This window comes from Variovorax sp. AC103 (assembly GCF_979254005.1).
In genome coordinates this window covers 32,048-48,080 of record NZ_CEEDFC010000004.1, presented here as the reverse complement: position 1 = coordinate 48,080, position 16,033 = coordinate 32,048, and the positions used below count along the sequence as shown (strand labels likewise).

At 68.9% G+C, this 16,033-nt stretch carries 15 protein-coding genes; 8 read left to right on the top strand and 7 right to left on the bottom strand.

The genetic code is table 11. The features are described 5' to 3' along the window. Positions 1-181 precede the first annotated feature (181 nt). A complete protein-coding gene (locus tag AC0IYU_RS06825) occupies positions 182-652 on the bottom strand; it encodes a hypothetical protein (protein WP_472114462.1) in 471 nt (156 codons plus the stop codon). A 189-nt stretch (positions 653-841) separates the two neighbouring features. Between AC0IYU_RS06825 and AC0IYU_RS06820 the strand changes: the two genes are divergently transcribed. The 3 genes from AC0IYU_RS06820 (at position 842) to AC0IYU_RS06810 (ending at position 2,938) form a co-directional block, all read left to right on the top strand. Further along, a complete protein-coding gene (locus AC0IYU_RS06820; protein WP_472114459.1) occupies positions 842-1,522 on the top strand; it encodes a DUF427 domain-containing protein in 681 nt (226 codons plus the stop codon). A gap of 510 nt (positions 1,523-2,032) precedes the next feature. Continuing rightward, positions 2,033-2,434 (top strand): hypothetical protein, encoded by a 402-nt coding sequence (locus AC0IYU_RS06815; protein ID WP_472114456.1) that lies wholly within the window; start codon positions 2,033-2,035, stop codon positions 2,432-2,434. 147 nt (positions 2,435-2,581) lie between these two features. Next, entirely contained in the window at positions 2,582-2,938 is a 357-nt protein-coding gene (locus tag AC0IYU_RS06810) for a DUF2845 domain-containing protein (RefSeq protein ID WP_472114454.1), read from the top strand. Between the two features lie 4 nt (positions 2,939-2,942). Here the strand turns inward: AC0IYU_RS06810 and AC0IYU_RS06805 are convergent, their stop codons facing one another. Together AC0IYU_RS06805 and AC0IYU_RS06800 are read right to left on the bottom strand one after the other, a co-directional pair. Then, on the bottom strand, positions 2,943-3,671 hold the full coding sequence (locus tag AC0IYU_RS06805; RefSeq protein ID WP_472114451.1) for an NAD-dependent epimerase/dehydratase family protein: 729 nt from the start codon (positions 3,669-3,671) through the stop codon (positions 2,943-2,945). A gap of 107 nt (positions 3,672-3,778) precedes the next feature. Further along, positions 3,779-4,870, bottom strand: a complete 1,092-nt coding sequence (locus tag AC0IYU_RS06800; protein WP_472114448.1) for a hypothetical protein — start codon at positions 4,868-4,870, stop codon at positions 3,779-3,781. A 354-nt stretch (positions 4,871-5,224) separates the two neighbouring features. Here AC0IYU_RS06800 and AC0IYU_RS06795 point away from each other — a divergent pair, with 354 nt between their 5' ends. The 5 genes from AC0IYU_RS06795 to AC0IYU_RS06775 all read left to right on the top strand — a co-directional run bounded on the left by AC0IYU_RS06795 (position 5,225) and on the right by AC0IYU_RS06775 (position 10,026). Then, positions 5,225-6,352 carry a GNAT family N-acetyltransferase gene (locus AC0IYU_RS06795; RefSeq protein ID WP_472114445.1) on the top strand — a complete coding sequence of 376 codons (1,128 nt, stop codon included), beginning with the start codon at positions 5,225-5,227 and terminating at the stop codon, positions 6,350-6,352. Further along, on the top strand, positions 6,349-7,200 hold the full coding sequence (locus AC0IYU_RS06790) for a PA4780 family RIO1-like protein kinase (RefSeq protein WP_435438510.1): 852 nt from the start codon (positions 6,349-6,351) through the stop codon (positions 7,198-7,200). Before AC0IYU_RS06795 ends, AC0IYU_RS06790 begins: the two co-directional genes overlap by 4 nt. A gap of 37 nt (positions 7,201-7,237) precedes the next feature. After that, positions 7,238-8,182 carry an ABC transporter substrate-binding protein gene (locus AC0IYU_RS06785; RefSeq protein ID WP_472114442.1) on the top strand — a complete coding sequence of 315 codons (945 nt, stop codon included), beginning with the start codon at positions 7,238-7,240 and terminating at the stop codon, positions 8,180-8,182. 133 nt (positions 8,183-8,315) lie between these two features. After that, a complete protein-coding gene (locus tag AC0IYU_RS06780) occupies positions 8,316-9,509 on the top strand; it encodes a GAF domain-containing sensor histidine kinase (RefSeq protein ID WP_472114439.1) in 1,194 nt (397 codons plus the stop codon). Positions 9,510-9,537: 28 nt separating this feature from the next. After that, complete coding sequence (locus tag AC0IYU_RS06775) at positions 9,538-10,026, top strand: SET domain-containing protein (protein WP_472114437.1); 489 nt, start codon at positions 9,538-9,540, stop codon at positions 10,024-10,026. A 52-nt stretch (positions 10,027-10,078) separates the two neighbouring features. Here the strand turns inward: AC0IYU_RS06775 and AC0IYU_RS06770 are convergent, their stop codons facing one another. From AC0IYU_RS06770 to cobN, 4 genes are all read right to left on the bottom strand, one after another. After that, on the bottom strand, positions 10,079-10,411 hold the full coding sequence (locus AC0IYU_RS06770; protein WP_472114435.1) for a DUF1090 family protein: 333 nt from the start codon (positions 10,409-10,411) through the stop codon (positions 10,079-10,081). Between the two features lie 42 nt (positions 10,412-10,453). Further along, entirely contained in the window at positions 10,454-10,888 is a 435-nt protein-coding gene (locus AC0IYU_RS06765) for a vWA domain-containing protein (RefSeq protein ID WP_472115214.1), read from the bottom strand. A 203-nt stretch (positions 10,889-11,091) separates the two neighbouring features. Further along, positions 11,092-12,174: an ATP-binding protein gene (locus tag AC0IYU_RS06760; RefSeq protein ID WP_472114432.1), complete on the bottom strand. Its 1,083-nt coding sequence runs from the start codon at positions 12,172-12,174 to the stop codon at positions 11,092-11,094. Further along, positions 12,171-16,016 (bottom strand): cobaltochelatase subunit CobN, encoded by a 3,846-nt coding sequence (cobN, locus tag AC0IYU_RS06755; RefSeq protein ID WP_472114429.1) that lies wholly within the window; start codon positions 16,014-16,016, stop codon positions 12,171-12,173. Before cobN ends, AC0IYU_RS06760 begins: the two co-directional genes overlap by 4 nt. Positions 16,017-16,033 lie beyond the last annotated feature (17 nt).

Below are 16,033 nucleotides of genomic sequence, written 5' to 3'. Positions count from 1 at the left end.
GGCAGTTCGCTGATGCTGGCGGGCAAACGACTTTAGTCAAATGTCCGCTTTCGGATTTCGCGACCGGTTGAATCAGCCGCCCGAAGCTGCCATACAAGTTGCCTAAAAGCAGTCGTTCGATATGCGACTTCTACGTCTTTCCCGCACGGCCGCAATTTCGCCCAAGGAGAAGTCTTCGCGCCTACTCTTGCATGACGCTGATCCATTCCGCCGTCACGGCGCCATCGCCATACATCAGTACGTCTACAACATTGTCGAGACTCACAAACCGGAAGTGACGAACGACGTCTCTCGCCAAACCGATGGTCTGGCAGTCCGTGAAGGAAGCCAACCAATCAGAGTCCTTAACCTCCAGCAGAGGGAATGCGTAGCCGTCCCACCTCCCTTCAAGCCGAGGTAACTCGGCTTTCGACATGGCCTCCCACGGATGTGAGAACTCGGCATGAGACATGCAGGCCATGACGCTATCAAAGCGCACCAGTAGATCTTGCGCTGGAGCGCCGATAACGTTCGAGAAACTGAGTCGGACCGTGTAGTCGCCCGGCTCCGTGCAAAGCACCGCGTAAGCGCATGGAGCAACCACACCCGCAACTGGTGTGAAGGGAATGTACGTCTCCTGCATTGAGGGCTTGGGCTTGGTTTCGTGAATCATCTGACGCCGTTGCGCTTCGATTAGAGATCGATGCCGACCGTCTGCTGGTGGCCGACTGTAGCCTGTCGGCAATCAAACGCTTCACGCCAATTGCAGTCATATTGCTGGGAGAAGCACATGTCCGCTTTGCGGCTGCGGCGCCATTTCGCAGGTCTGAACACCAGACATCCGGCCCATCGCTGACAGCCGATGTTTTGGCTGCAGATGCACATCGTCGGCAATACAGTCTCTGCCAAAAGCTGGCCGTTCCGAACCGTGTTGGGTTCGCAGCATTCGACCGCCATTTCGGCCTCGTCATGTATCCTCCGCGCCATCATGAGCAGCGATTCCAGATGGCTTGAGAGCGCCCGCGCGCAATGGCTTTGGCGAGGCGACGCGCGGCCCCCGTTTGCCGATGTACCTGCGTCGGGGCAGGTATCTGTTTGGGATTTCCCGAGGCCTCCAGAGCTCGTGCGCGAAGCACGTGAGATCGTCGTGCTCTGGGGCCACCTGGAGGTAGCGCGCACATGCGCCGCCTGGGCAGTCCGCGAAACGGCTCACCCACCTACCTTCTACCTCCCGCTGGCCGACGTACACCCTGGACTGTTGCAGCCCGCTGGCGATGGCTCGTTCTGCGAGTGGAAGGGACCGGCGCGCTATTGGAATCTGGTAGACGGCGCACGCCGCTTGGACCACGTCGCCTGGAGCTACCCCCATCCCTTGTCTGGTGCCGAGCCACTCGCCGGCTGTGTGGCCTTCTATGCCCACGATCTTGACTGCCGTGTCGGCGGATCGAAGGCCCATCCACAGGCGGGCCCGTTCTATGGGGGCTGGATCACCCCCGACTTGGCTGGGCCCTTCAAAGGCGGACCCGGTAGTGGAGGCTGGTAGCTCTCGGGTTGGGCGACCCGCTGCGCAAGCAGGGGCAAAACGCACAATCAAGTGCCGTCGCGGGTGCGCGCCGCCGGCGTCGAGATCATGGCCAACCAGCTTCAGCTTCGAGAAGTGCCGCGGTCGCTCAACCAGCGTCGGGTCGGATGGTCGGTATCAGCCACCTCTATCAAGGAATCTCGTCGAACTCGATCTGAATTCCTGTCGCCTTCGATTCGCTTGTGAGGCGTTTGAGCTCGAAGTCTCTAGCGCACTGCGCGCACACGCTCCCAATGACATCGTTGTGAGCCCGCGAAGAAGGTCTGGCGGTGCCCGATTGTTGTCGAAGCCTGATCAGTGCGGCCGCGTTTCAGGAGCCTGATTCGCCCGCCCAATCTTGTCGGCGCTCGCGCCGACTGCTCTTGGGAGGCGCTGGAGACGGTTTCCAGCCCCAGGGATTTTGTCGGTCGCGCCATTCGATCGGTACCATTCCGAGATGGCATCCGTCGGACGCGCCACCATTCACACACGGTGGACTTCGTTCACTTTCATCGTTCGGGTAACTCGTATCCAGCCATCAGTGCGACAGTCGAAATCCAGGTCCACTTCGGCATTCGCGTGCTCAACGACACATTTGCCGCTGCAGCGCTGAACGGCCCCTTCAGCGATCCGGACAAGCTGCGTGAAGGGCGCTATCACCTGCGCTTCAATGCCGAAACAGGCAGCACCTACGAGCGCTGCGTCGACGATCTGGAGCGCTTTTTAAGAGAACAGGGGGAGCCTTGGTTCCGACAATTCGCCAGCCCCGACAGCCTGCTGCTGCATGCGGACTCCCCACTGCGGGCTGAGGAAAAGGTTTCACTGACCGAGGCAGTGGCCGGCCACGCAAAGCCCGAGAGCGTCACAGTCTCCCTGAAGTTGTTGGGTCTGTAGCCGGTTGATACGAACCAGGTCCCACTGACCTCATCGCCTCGGGCCGCGACGACCAGACTTACCAGTGCGAAACGAACATTCACCGGCCAGCAGATCGCGCCGGTACAGTCGCAGGTCTCCAAAGCCGTTCAGCTGGCAACGCCCACCATGCACACCCTGTTCGCAAGCGCCTCTTTCCTGTTTGCCGCCTTGCTGTGCATTGGCAGCGCATCCGCGCAGTCGCTCAACTGCAACGGCAGGCTCTCCGGCGCAGGCGACTCCAAGTTCTCGGTCGTGCAGAAATGCGGCGACCCGGTGTCACGCGAATTCGTCTGCGTGCCGCGCCCGCAAGTCGTGTGGATTCCGTCGCAGTACCCCGGCGGCCCGGCCCAGCAGGTCGTCACGCAGCAATGCGTGCCGATGGAAGACTGGACGTACTACCGCGGCGAAGGCACCTTCCTCGGCATCGTGCGCTTCTTCAACGGCACGGTGGAATCGGTGCGCGACGGGGACCGGGTGCGCTAAGTCCCTACCACTGCCCCGGCACAGAGCGCCAGCCCAGCGCGCGCTTCGCCTTCTCGCTGCTGACCTCGGCCCCGTCTTCCGCGATGTTGAAGACGCCGCCCGTCGCGTGCCGCAGCGCCAGCAATGCAGCGCGCGCCGCCGCCTCGACATGCACCGGGCTCGCGCCCTTGGGCTCGGCCGTCGACGTGCCCGGGCCGTAGAGCTGGCCGTAGCGCAGCACCGTGCCCGTGATCCCTTGCGCGCCCAGCACGGCCTGCTCCAGCGCCACCACGCCGTCGACGCTCACACGGCGCGTGCCTTGCGCGTCGACATCGAGCGGCCGGTCTTCGGTGAATGGCTTGGGGCCCGGCGCATAGGCCCAGGCGATGCTCTGCGCCACCAGCCGCTTCGAACCCGCGGCCTGTGCGGCGGCCACGAGGTTGCGCGTGCCTTCGGTGCGCACGCGGGCATTGAGGGCGGCGGCTTCGGTCATGCGTGCGGGGTCCAGGTCTTTGGGCAGGTCGGTCAGCTGATGGACCACGGCCCAGGGCGCGATGCGCACCAGCGCCGCCTTCAGCGCCTGGGCATTGAACACGTCGACGACCACCGGTTGCACGCCCTGCGCCTGCAGCGCGGCCGTGCGCTCGGCGCGCCGCGTGCTGCCGTACACGGTGTAGCCAGCATCGACCAACAAGGGGATCAGCGCTGCGCCCACCGCACCGGTGGCGCCCGCCAAAAACACTTTCTCGCTCATCGCTTTCCTTCGAGGCTGTTCATTGCCGCAAAGCTTAGGTCTGCGATGAACGCGCGGGAAGAACCAAGAATCGGCCGCGCGGCTGGACCATCGCCTGGCGGTGCGCGTCAGGCCGCCTCGTCGTCCGGCACCGCGCTGCGGTCCTTGATGCGCGTGACCTGCGACAGCAGCGCGTCTGCCGGCGTCATGTCCGGCCGCTGGCCCTTGTAGACGGGTTGCTCGAACTTGCCACCGGCATAGCGGTACAGGTAGCGCACCTCGACCAGCGTGCCCACCGCAGGCAGCGCCTCGTTGGGCGGCACGGTCACGTTGCCCAGTTCGACCATGGCCCCGGCTTCGTCGCGCAGCCCCACGGCCACCGAGCGCTGCGCATTGACGCGAATCACCTCGCAGGTCGCGCTGTGGTTGAACTTGAACTTCAGACTGGTGCTGCTGCGCCCGGCGCTGAACGGCGCGGCCAGCGCCTTCAGCACATAGCCCTCGCCATGCGCGGCCAGCAACTGCGCGGCGCGGTTGCGCTTGCCTTCGGGGGTGAGTTCCAGCGCAAGCACCACCATCCACGGCGCGAGGCCGGCAAGCTTGTGCAGATGGCCGAAGCGCTCGATGAACGGCGCGCCGCGCAGGTCTTGCCCGCCCAGCTCCAGCAGGTCGAAGGCCATGAACACCTCGCCCACATGCTCGCCCGCAATCACCGTGCGGCCGGCGGGCAGCTGCGCACCGCCGACCCAGGCCTGCGGAATGTCGACGAACAGGCCGCGCCGGTTGGTGCCGCGCACGGCGTCGCCTTCGATGAGCAGGATGCGGTTCTCGCCGTCGGCCTTTTCCTGCAGGCCCCAGCCCGGGTCGTCGAAGTAGCGCGCCGCCTGCGCCTCGAGGATCAGCGTGGGCAGTTGCGGCAGCTCGCCGCTCATGCGGCCGGCCAGATCCGTGGACGTGTACAGCGCGCCGGACTGGTCGGGCGTGTAGCCCTTGCCCGTTTTTTCCTTCACCACCTTGTCGTAGATCTTCAGCGCGGCCTCGTAGGCAAGCGGGGTGCTGGTCTTGGTGCCGGTGGCCAGGGTGCCGCCGCGCCGGCCGTTGCCGTAATCGACCACCCAGCCGTCGTCCTTGGGGCGCAGGTGCACCTGGTAGACCTTGTCCGAGCCCTGGCCCGTGAAGTAGAGAAAGCTCGACTGGGAGACCGGTTCCGTGTTCGCCATGGGTGATGAGTGCGTGGGTGGATGTCGCCGGCGATGCTACACACGCGCGCATGCGCACATGCGCCAAAACCACACGGCACTTCACAGCGCCGAGCCGGCCCGCTACATTCGTCGCTTCGACAACCACACAGAAAGCGGAGGTGCGCCATGGAAGACACTGCAATTCAAGCCCCTACCAACGTGCGGTTTGTCGGGCCTCATCTGAACTGATCGCTCACACGTTCGCCGTGTAGCCCAGTCCGCCCGCGCGGCCATCCCAGGCCGCGTCTCGCAAGCCGTCCTCCGATTCAAACGCCCGCCGCCGGCACGCATGTGCCGTCGGCGCTCCGTTCATTTTTCGAATCAAGGCTCACCATGCTTGAAACCCGCGCCGCAACGGCCTGCGCACTCGCAGCCGCGCGGCATACAGAGACCATCGTTTTCGATCCCCAGCGCGCGAGCGAAGACTGCTGGACCCGCGCCCTTGCCTACTGGCGCCTGCGCCATGCGGAAGACCACCCCGGCGAGCCGGTGCCGGACGATGAGGACACGCGGCACGGCGTGCTTCGGGCAGACCCGCTGGTCGTGGTCCACCGCGTGCTGGCCGTTGGCCCGCACGGCGAATTCATCGGCAGCTTGAACGCGAGCTTCCGCCGCGACGGCACGCCCGAGCACGAGGCGTTCGCGTCCTTCATCGACGTTTGGGGCGGCGTGCTGCGTGCGCACCAGCGGCGCGGCGTGGCCACCGCCCTGCTGCGTGCCTTGCTGGCGCTGATGCAGGCGCAAGGCAAGTCCGTTGCCACGCTCAGAACGCACCTGAGCGAAGGCCACGCCTTCCTGCGGGCCGTCGGCGCCGAAGAAAGACACCGCGCCATCGAGAACCGCATGGCTTTCGCCGGCCTCGACTGGCAGGCCCTGGACCGCTGGCGCGCCGAAGGCTTCGCACCCGCCCACGGCCTGCGCGCCGAGGTGCATGCGGGCCGCGTGCCCTTCGAGCGGCTCGCCACGCTGATGGCGCCGATGTCCGCATTGCTGGACGACGCGCCCACCACGAACCTGGACCGCCCGCCGCTGCGCTACGACCTGGAGGGCTATCACACCTGGTATGCAGAGCTGGACCGCCGCGGCGGCGACCACTTCCTGGTGCTGCTGCTGGCCGGCGACGAACTGGCCGCGGTGTGCGACGCCAACTGGAGCCAGCGCGTGCCCGACCGCATGTACCAGAACCTCACCGCCGTGGCCCGCCCCTGGCGCGGCAAGGGCCTGGCCAAGGGCGTGAAGGCGGCAATGCTGCAGCTCGTGCGCGAGCGCCACCCCGAGGTGACGCTGGCCGTCACCAGCAACGCCGAGGTCAATGCGCCCATGCTCGCCATCAACCGCCAACTGGGCTTTGCGCCGCACAGGCATGATGGGCTCTACCAGATCGGCACGGAAAGCCTGAGGAACTTCCTCGCGGCACGGCCACTGGCTCTACAACAGGATTTCCAGGAGGCACGGCCATGAAAGCACCCCCCAGACTGCAGGCATTGATCGACGAGGGCCTCATCGACACCGTGGTGCGCCAGCTCATGAGCGGCAAGGAGGCCATGGTCTACGTGGTGCGCTGCGGCGACGAAACGCGCTGCGCCAAGGTCTACAAGGAGGCCGACAAGCGCAGCTTTCGCCAAGCCGTCGACTACACCGAGAACCGCCGCGTGAAGAACACCCGCGAGGCGCGCGCCATGGCCAAGGGCACCAAGTTCGGCCGCCAGGTGACCGAGGCCATCTGGCAGAGCGCCGAGGTCGATGCGCTCTACCGCCTGGCCGCCGCCGGCGTGCGCGTGCCCACGCCGCACAACTTTTTGGAAGGCGTGCTGCTGATGGACCTGGTGACCGACGCCAACGGCGACGCGGCGCCGCGCCTGAACGACGTGGCCTTTTCGCCCGAAGACGCGCTGCGCCACCACGCCAGCCTGCTGCGCGAGGTGATGCGCATGCTGTGCGCGGGCGTGGTGCACGGCGACCTCTCGGAGTTCAACGTGCTGCTGGCCGAAGACGGCCCGGTCATCATCGACTTGCCGCAGGCGGTGGACGCCGCGGGCAACAACCACGCCAAGCGCATGCTGCTGCGCGACGTGGAAAACCTGCGCAACTTCTTCGGCCAGTACGAGCCCGGCCTGCTGCGCACGCACTACGGCGACGAGATCTGGGCGCTGTACGAGCGCGGCCTGCTGCGGCCCGAGACCGAGCTCACCGGCAGCTTCGTGCGCGAAACCGGTCCGGTCGACCTGGGCAACGTGCTGCGCGAGGTGGAAGACGCGCGCATGGAAGAAGCGGCGCGGCTGCTGCGCATGCAGACGCCGCGACAATAGGCGGGCCCCGCCTTCGCCGCCTTCCCGCCCCGCCTCGATGAACTCTCCCACCCTGCCGAACCCCGCCCTGCACTGGCACACGCCGCTTTCCAGCACCGTGCGCCAGATCGCGAAGGCGGCGGCCTTCGTGGCCCTGGGCCTGGGCGCCGCGGCACATGCCGCGGGGGCCATTCGGCTGGAAGACGACCGCGGCACCACGCTCGAACTGCAGGCGCCGGCGCGGCGCATCGTGTCGCTGATGCCCTCGCTCACCGAAACGGTGTGCGCGCTCGACGCCTGCGACCGGCTGGTGGGCATCGACCGCCATGCCAACTGGCCAGCCTCGGTGAAGGGCCTGCCGCAGGTGGGCGGCATCGACGACGCGAACATCGAGCGCATCGTGGCCCTCAAGCCCGACCTGGTGCTGCTGCGCCCCCGCAGCCGCGCCGCCGAGCCGCTGGAGCGCCTTGGCATCAAGGTGCTGGCGCTCGACGCCAAGACCCATGCCGACCTGCGCCGCGTGATGGAAACCGTGGCCCGCGCCACCGGCCGCCCGGGTGCGGGCGAGGCCTACTGGCGCAAGCTCGACGCAGGGCTGGACGCCGCCCGGGCCCGTGTGCCGGCCGCCTGGCAGGGCCGCCGGGTGTACTTCGAGGTGCACGGCGGCATGGCGGCGGCCAGCGAAAGCTCCTTCATCGGCGAAACCCTGGCCCGCCTGGGGCTGGGCAACGCGGTGTCGGGCACGCTGGGACCGTTCCCGAAGATGAGCCCCGAGTTCGTGGTGCGCGCCAACCCCGACGTGCTGATGGTCTCGGCGCTGGGCGAAATCTCTGCCATGGCCGCGCGGCCCGGCTGGTCGGCCATGTCGGCCATCCAGCGCGGGCGGGTCTGCAGCTTCGCCTCGGCGCGCTTCGACCTGATGATGCGGCCCGGCCCCCGGCTGGACGAGGCGGCCGACGCCATCGTGGCCTGCCTGGCCTCGCTGGGCGAGCCCCGACCCTGACCCGCAGCAGGGGACCTGCGGCCGCGGCGCATCGGACCCTATGTCCTTTGCTGTTTCGCGCCATGGTCCTCTGAAGTACCATTTCCGGACTTTGACCCCCGCCGCCGACTCCCTTCCTTTCGCAACGCTTCCAGTGGCCGACGTCGATACCGAAGAAGCCATTGCGCGGGACGTGGCGGCCATCGGCCGCATCAGCGCGGTGCCCTCGCTGCTCAAGGTCATCTGCCAGAACACCGGCATGGGCTTTGCCGCCGTGGCCCGCGTGACCGACGGCACCTGGACCGCCTGCGCGGTGGAAGACACCATCCAGTTCGGGCTGAAGCCCGGCGGGCAGCTGCAGGTGGGCACCACGCTGTGCAGCGAATCGCGCATGGCCCGGCTGCCGGTGGTGATCGACCATGCCAGCACCGACCCGGTGTACTTCAACCACCACACGCCGCGCCTGTACAACATCGAGAGCTACATCTCGGTGCCCATCATCCACAGTAACGGCGAGTACTTCGGCAACCTGTGCGCCATCGACCCCCGCCCTGCGGCGGTGTCCGACGCGCGGGTGGTGGCGATGTTCACCGCCTTCGCCGAACTGATCGCGCTGCAGCTGGAAAACGAAGACCGCCAGGAGCGCATAGCAACCGCCCTGCAGTCCGAGCGCACGACGGCGCAGTTGCGCGAAGAATTCATTGCGGTGCTGGGGCACGACCTGCGCAACCCGCTGTCGGCCGTGGGCGCAACGGCCGAGCTGCTGGTGCGCCGCAGCGCGGAGCCCGACCTCGTCAAGCTCGGCACCCGGCTGAAGGCCAGCACGCGGCGCATGTCGGGGCTGATCGACGACGTGCTCGACTTCGCTCGCGCGCGGCTCGGCTCGGGCGTGGGCCTGACCATCCGCGAGGCCGACTTCCTGGCCTCCGGCCTGAAGGACGTCATCGACGAAGTGCGCGCGGCCAACCCGAAGCTCGACATTCGTGACGACATCGCCATCAACCGCGCGGTGCGCTGCGACCAGGGCCGCATCCAGCAGGTGCTGTCCAACCTGCTCGGCAACGCGGTGACGCACGGCGCGCAAGACCAGCCCATCACCGTGCGCGCCGCCATCGAGGGCGACAAGCTGGTGCTCTCGGTGATCAACGGCGGCCCGCCCATTCCCGCGGACGACCTGGCGAAGATCTTCCAGCCCTACTGGCGGCCCGCGCACAGCAAGCCCGGTGGCGGGCTGGGGCTGGGCCTTTACATCGCCTCGGAAATTGTCGCCGGGCATGGCGGCACGCTGCAGGTCACGTCCAGCGCCGCCGACGGCACCCGGTTCCTGGCGACGCTGCCCACCGCATGAGCGAATCCCCCGTTTTTTCTTTTTCCCCATGAAGCATCGCAAGCAGACCTCGTCCACTCCTTTCATCCGGGTGGGCCCCAGCGGCGTGCACGGCCTGGGCGCCTTCGCCACGCGCGACCTGCCGGGCGAAGCCTTCCTGGGCCTGTACGAAGGCCGCCGCTACACCAAGGCCGAGATCGCCACCAAGGCCTGGGACGACCAGCTGACCTACCTGTTCACGCTGACGAACCAGGAAACCATCGACGGCGCCAAGGGCGGCAACGCCACGCGGCACCTGAATCACTCGTGCGAGCCCAACTGCGAGGCGGTCGAGGAATACGACGAAGGCGGCGAGCTGGTGCTCAAGTTCCAGACGCTGGTGGCGGTGGATGCGGGCGACGAGCTGTTCATCGACTATTCGCTGACGGCAGACGACGGCTCGCCGCCGTCGAAGTACCCGTGCCATTGCGGTTCGGCGAACTGCCGCGGGACGATGCTGGCCGCGCCCGAGGAAGCGGCCGCTCCCCCGATGCCGTGAACCGCGGCGAGCGGCCGCCCGCCCGAGGGCACGCGGCACGCTGGCGTCGTGTTCAGGGCGACTCGCTTTTCAGCTGACGCAGCTGCTCCTCGGCGCGTTCGAGCTGTGCGCGCAGCGACCTGATGTCCTGCTCCAGCTTGTCGATGCGCGCCGCGCGGCTGCCGGCCGGTGCCGGCGCCTTGCACCGTGCCTGGATCGCACCCAGCGCCTCGGCCAACTGCTGACGGCGCAGCATCTGGCCCCGCGAACGGGCGAGATCGATGTCACGCTCGAGCGATGCCTCCTCGGCCTGGCAGGCCGCAGCGTCCGGCACCGCCGAGGGTTGGGCGAAAGCGGGCATCGCCACGGTCAATACAAGGAACAGGAAACAGGTTTTGAAGCGCATGCCGCACGGTAACGCAACGGCGATGCAAAACGCCGGTCAGCCCTACACGGTGAGGTAGCGCGCGTCCCACCGCGCCGCGAGTTGCCGCGCGCGGTGCAGCGGCAGGCGGGCCGCCTCGAAGTCGACCACGCACGCGACGTCGGCGGCCTCCGGGCGCTGCGGGCTTTCGCTGGAGCGGCCGTCGGTCAGCAGCCACAGCCAGCGCTGGCGCGACTCGCTCTTCGCCAGCAACTGCCCTGCGTGTTGCACGCCCAGCGCCAGCGGCGTGCCGCCCCCGGCCGCGATCGGCGCGATCCAGTCGTCGTTCCAGGCGCTGGCGCGACGCGGCGGCAGGCGCAGCTCGACCACCGCGCCGGCAAAGCACAGCAGCGCGACATGGTCGCGGCGCTGGTAGGCCTCCTGCATCAGCGCGAGCAGCAGGCCCTTGGCGCGCGCAAGGTTGCCGTCGTTGCGCATCGAGGCCGAGCAGTCGAGCAGCAGGCAATGCAGCGCGCCGCTGCGTGCCTGCTGCGGACGACGGCGCAGGTGCTCGGGGCGCAGTTGCGCTGCGCCACGGGCCGCGAAGGTGCGCGGCCAGTCGAAGGCCGTGCCCTGCGTGGCGGGGCCATGCCATGCGTCCCTTTGCGAACCCTGCCTCCGGTCACCCTGGCGTGCGCCAGCGGGTGGGGTGTTCCGGAGGCTCAGGCTTTTTTTGCGGCGGCCTGCTGCGCGGAGATCAGCGGGCGCAGCGGCTTCACGCGCTCGATGCCTACAGGCTCGGGGGGCATGGCGCCCCACTCGCTGTCGTTGTCGTTGTTGCCGCTGGCGTTGTTCGCGGCCGCGTCGGTGTTCTCCCTGGCGGATGGACTGGCGGGAGCCGGGGCCGCGGCCGGCGGCGCGCTCTCCGTGCCGCCGGGCTTGCGCCGATGCAGCAGCACCGCCTCCGCCACACGCTGCACATGCGCGCCGGTGATCGACGCCGCACCGTCCCACGCCGCCAGTGCGCGGGCGCAGCGCAGCATCACCAGGTCGGCACGCAGGCCGTCCACGCCGGCCTCGATGCACAGCGTGCTCACGGCTTCATGCACCGCATCGCCATAGGGCAGCGCCGACGCATCGGACACCAGCGCCCGTGCGCGCACCAGCGCCGCCGCCAGCTCGGCCTCTTCCTGCGCGTGCTTCGCGCGAAAGCCCTGCGGGTCGGCGTCGAAGGCCAGCCGCGCGCGCACGATGGCCTGGCGTTCGGCCGCGTCCTCGATGTTGCGCAGCTGCACGCACAGGCCGAAGCGGTCGAGCAGTTGCGGGCGCAGCGTGCCCTCTTCCGGGTTCATGGTGCCCACCAGCACGAAGCGCGCGGCATGCCGGTGAGAGATGCCGTCGCGCTCCACCACGTTCACGCCGCTGGCGGCCGCATCGAGCAGCGAGTCGATCAGCGCGTCGGGCAGCAGGTTGATTTCGTCCACGTACAGCACGCCGCCGTGTGCACGCGCCAGCAGGCCCGGCGCGAACTTGAGCTCATGGCCGGCCAGCGCCTGGCCCAGGTCGAGCGTGCCGACCAGGCTTTCCAGGCTCGCGCCCAGCGGCAGCGTGACGAAGGGCGCGCCCGGCAGCAGCTCGGCCAGGGCGCGCGCCGCCGTTGTCTTGGCGGTGCCGCGCGGGCCTTCGATGAGCACGCCGCCCAGGCCGGGGTCGACCGCAGCCAGCAGCAGCGCCTGGCGCAGCAGCGGTTGCCCGGCAATGGCGGCAAAGGGAAAAGGCTCCGGCATCGGGGCGGCTGAGGTCATCGGGGGAGTCCTTCCATCTGCTGCTCGTGGTCGAGCAGCAGGTTTTCCAACTGGTTCTTGTAGTTGCCGGGCTGCTGCCACAGGCCGCGCTGCATGGCCTCCAGCAGGCGGCTCAGCATGTCGTGCAGCGCGCGCGGGTTGTGTTCGCTCACGAAGTCGCGCGTGGCCGCGTCGAGCACGTAGGCGTCGGCCACCATCGCGTACTGGTGGTCGCCGACCACGCGCGCGGTGGCGTCGAAACCGAACAGGTAGTCCACCGTGGCGGCCATCTCGAAGGCGCCCTTGTAGCCGTGGCGCTTCACGCCCTCGATCCACTTGGGGTTGACCACGCGCGAGCGGATCACGCGGCTGATTTCTTCCTTCAGCGTGCGCACGCGCGGCGCCTGCGGGTTGCCGTGGTCGCCGTGGTACATGGCCGGCTGCTGCCCGCTCAGGTGGCGCACGGCGGCGGCCATGCCGCCCTGGAATTGGTAGTAGTCGTTGGAGTCGAGCAGGTCGTGCTCGCGGCTGTCCTGGTTCTGCATCACGACGTTCATGGCGCGCAGGCGCCGCACCAGCGCGTCGGCCGCCGGCAAGCCGTCGCTGCCCTGGCCGTAGGCGTGGGCGCTGCCGCCCACGTAGGCCCTGGACAGGTCGTCGTCGGTCTGCCAGTCGCCCTGGTCGAACAGCGGCTGCAGGCCCGAGCCGTAGCTGCCGGGCGCCGAGCCGAACACGCGCCAGCCGGCCTGCAGGCGCGCGGCCTCGGGGGTTGCGCCCTGCGCCTGCAGCGCAGCGGCCTCGCGCAGGATGCGCGCGCGAATCGGGTTGCGCTCGGCGTCCTCGTCGTCCTGCGCGGCCACGGCCTGCACGGCGGCGTCGAACATCTGCACGGCGTTGGGAAAGGCGTCGCGGAAGAAACCCGAGATGCGCAGCGTGACGTCGATGCGCGGACGGCCGATGCCCACCGTGGGCAGCACCTCGAAGTCGACCACGCGCTGGCTGCCTGGCGCCCACTTGGGCCGCACGCCGATGAGCGCGAACGCCTGCGCCAGGTCATCGCCGCCGGTGCGCATGGTGGCCGTGCCCCACACCGACAGGCCCATGGCCACCGGGTAGTCGCCGTGCTCCTGCAAGTGGCGCTCGACCAGCTGCGCGGCGGACTTCAGGCCCAGCATCCAGGCGGTGGGCGTGGGAATGGCGCGGGTGTCGACCGCGTAGAAGTTGCGCCCGGTGGGCAGCACGTCGGGCCGGCCGCGCGAAGGCGAGCCGCTCGGGCCCGGGGGCACGAAGCGGCCTTGCAGCGCGCGCAGCAGTTGGCGCAGCTCTTGCGGTCCGCAGGCGTCGAGCGCGGGTGCGAGGCTGCGTTCGATGCGGCGCATGACGGCGGCGGTCTGCGTGAGTTCCTGGGGGCAAGCGCCCTCTTCCAGCAACTGCTGCGCGAGCAGCTCCAGCCGCTCGCGCGTGTCGCCCTGGTGCCGCCATGCTTCCGTGCTGACCGATTGCAGCAGCGCGGGGCGCGCGCCCTGCCAGGGCCTGGCCGCATCGATGTCGAGCGGGTCGAAGGCCTCGCCGGGCAGCAGGTCCTTGGCCAGCGCGCCGAGCAGGCCCGCGTTGTCGCCCACACCGTCCAGCGCGGGGTAGCGGGCCAGCGCCAGCAGCGTGTCGCGCCGAAGGCGCTCCTGCGGCGAGGCGCCGAACACATGCAGCCCGTCGCGGATCTGCGTTTCCTTCAGCTCGCACAGGTAGGCATCGACGCGCGCGAGCACGGCGTCGTCTTCCGCGCCCGGCATGCCGAGTTCTTCGACCAGGTGCTGCGCGCGCACCGCCGCGAGGATCTGCGCGCGCAGCACCTTGGCGCGGCGCGCGTCGACCAGCAGCGCGTCGTAGTACTCGTCGACCTGGCGTTCCAGGTCCTGCAGCGGGCCGTGGTTCTCGGCCCGCGTGAGCGGCGGCATCAGGTGGTCGACGATGACCGCCTGCGTGCGCCGCTTGGCCTGCGCGCCCTCGCCCGGGTCGTTGACGATGAAGGGGTACACGTTGGGCAACGGCCCCAGGATGGCGTCGGGCCAGCAGGCCTGCGACAGCGCCAGGCTCTTGCCGGGCAGCCATTCGAGGTTGCCGTGCTTGCCGACGTGCACCACCGCGTCGATGGCGAACACGTCGCGCAGCCAGAAATAGAAGGCGAGGTAGCTGTGCGGCGGCACCAGCTCGGCGTCGTGGTAGCTCGCGTAGTCGGCCACACCCAAGGTCCCCAGGGTGCCCAGCGCGCGCGCCGGCTGGATGCCGACGAACACGCGGCCCAGCCGCAGGCCGGCGATCATGAAGCGGCCCTGGCGCACCATCGGGTCTTGGTCGGGCGTGCCCCAGCGCGCGTCGATGGCGGCGGCCATGCCGTCGGGCAAGGCCGCCAGGCGTGCGTTGTAGTCGGCCAGCGCGTAGCTCTGCCACGCAGGGCGCGAGGCCCATTGTTCGGGGTCGTTGGCAATGCCCTGCTGCAGCGTGCGCATGAGCGCGTCGCCGTCTTCGGGCACGGCATCGGGCCCACCCAGGACGTAGCCTTCGGCCTGCATCGCGCGCAGGATGCCGATGACCGAGGCCGGCGTGTCCAGCCCCACGCCGCTGCCGATGCGGCCCTCGCTGCCCGGGTAGTTGGCCAGGATCAGCGCGACGCGCTTGTCTTCGGCGCGCACGCTGCGCAGCCTGCACCAGCGCCGCGCCAGTTCGGCCACGAAGGCGACGCGGTCGGGCTCGGGCTGGTAGTTGACCACCTCGGTCTGCGTGAGCTCGCAGCGGTGCGACAGGCCCTTGAAGCTGATGGCGCGCGTGATGATGCGCCCGTCCATCTCGGGCAGCGCGATCTGCATCGCGATGTCGCGCGGGCGCAGGCCCTGGCTGTCGGCCAGCCAGTCTTCGCGGTTGCCGCCGCTCACGATCACCTGCAGCACCGGGGCGTCACCGGCCAGGACGATGCCTTCGCCTTCTGCGTCCTGCGCGCCCTGCCCCAGCGCCGCGAACGCCGTGGTGTTGAGCACCAGCTGCACCTCGTGCGCCGCGCACAGCTCGCGGAACGTCGACAGGCACAGCGGGTCTTTCAGCGAATCGAGTGCGACCGGCAACGGGTTGAGCCCTTCGGCGCTCAGCGCGGCGGCCATGGCGTCGAAGGCCACGGTGTTGCCCGACAGCAGGTGCGAGCGATAGAACACCAGCGCCACCACCGGTGCATCGGCGTGCCAGCCGGCGCGCAGGTCGTCGATGCCGGCCACCGTGTGGGCCTCGTTCATGCCGCCCATGCCACCCATGCCGCGCGGCACATGCAGCGCCACCTGCGGCAGGCTGCGCGGCGGCAGCGGTGCCTGGCCATGGCCCAGGCCGTGGAAGGCCACCGAGCGCAGAAACTGCATCGCGTTGCCCGCGCCGCCGTTGCGGGTGTACTGCCACAGCTGGCGGCTCACCTCGCGCGGCACGGTGCCGCGCGCGAGCAGGTCTTCGTCCTCCTGCAGGTCGCCGGAGAACATGGCGAGCTGCTGGCCTTTGCGCTTCGCGAGCTTCTCCAGCTGCTGCAGCCCGTAAGCCCAGGCCGACTCGGCCCCCAGGTGGTCGACCACCACCACGCGCGCGTGCTGCAGCACCTCGTCGATGTACAGGTCGAGCGAGGCCGGCTGCTTCAGGTACATGAGGTTGGCCAGCCGCAGCGACGGATAGCCGGGGTCGGTGGCCGCCAGCGCGGTGCGCGCCGCGGCCAGCAACGCCAGCGTGGTGTCGGCCGAGCTGAGCACCACGATGTCGCCCGGCGTCTGGTCGAGCCGGGTGACGACGCTGTCGTCCTCGACGAAGCGTCCGGGCTGGGTGCTCAGCAGGTGCATGCGATCAGCCTGTCGCG

What these genes read in the sequence shown, in the direction of transcription:
- AC0IYU_RS06785 (WP_472114442.1), top strand. Translation starts at nt 7,238, where the DNA reads ATGAACTCTCCCACCCTGCCGAACCCCGCCCTGCACTGGCACACGCCG.
- AC0IYU_RS06805 (WP_472114451.1), bottom strand. Translation starts at nt 3,671, where the DNA reads ATGAGCGAGAAAGTGTTTTTGGCGGGCGCCACCGGTGCGGTGGGCGCA.
- AC0IYU_RS06810 (WP_472114454.1), top strand. Translation starts at nt 2,582, where the DNA reads ATGCACACCCTGTTCGCAAGCGCCTCTTTCCTGTTTGCCGCCTTGCTG.
- AC0IYU_RS06800 (WP_472114448.1), bottom strand. Translation starts at nt 4,870, where the DNA reads ATGGCGAACACGGAACCGGTCTCCCAGTCGAGCTTTCTCTACTTCACG.
- AC0IYU_RS06795 (WP_472114445.1), top strand. Translation starts at nt 5,225, where the DNA reads ATGCTTGAAACCCGCGCCGCAACGGCCTGCGCACTCGCAGCCGCGCGG.
- AC0IYU_RS06790 (WP_435438510.1), top strand. Translation starts at nt 6,349, where the DNA reads ATGAAAGCACCCCCCAGACTGCAGGCATTGATCGACGAGGGCCTCATC.
- AC0IYU_RS06770 (WP_472114435.1), bottom strand. Translation starts at nt 10,411, where the DNA reads ATGCGCTTCAAAACCTGTTTCCTGTTCCTTGTATTGACCGTGGCGATG.
- AC0IYU_RS06825 (WP_472114462.1), bottom strand. Translation starts at nt 652, where the DNA reads ATGATTCACGAAACCAAGCCCAAGCCCTCAATGCAGGAGACGTACATT.
- AC0IYU_RS06775 (WP_472114437.1), top strand. Translation starts at nt 9,538, where the DNA reads ATGAAGCATCGCAAGCAGACCTCGTCCACTCCTTTCATCCGGGTGGGC.
- cobN (WP_472114429.1), bottom strand. Translation starts at nt 16,016, where the DNA reads ATGCACCTGCTGAGCACCCAGCCCGGACGCTTCGTCGAGGACGACAGC.
- AC0IYU_RS06760 (WP_472114432.1), bottom strand. Translation starts at nt 12,174, where the DNA reads ATGACCTCAGCCGCCCCGATGCCGGAGCCTTTTCCCTTTGCCGCCATT.
- AC0IYU_RS06820 (WP_472114459.1), top strand. Translation starts at nt 842, where the DNA reads ATGTTTTGGCTGCAGATGCACATCGTCGGCAATACAGTCTCTGCCAAA.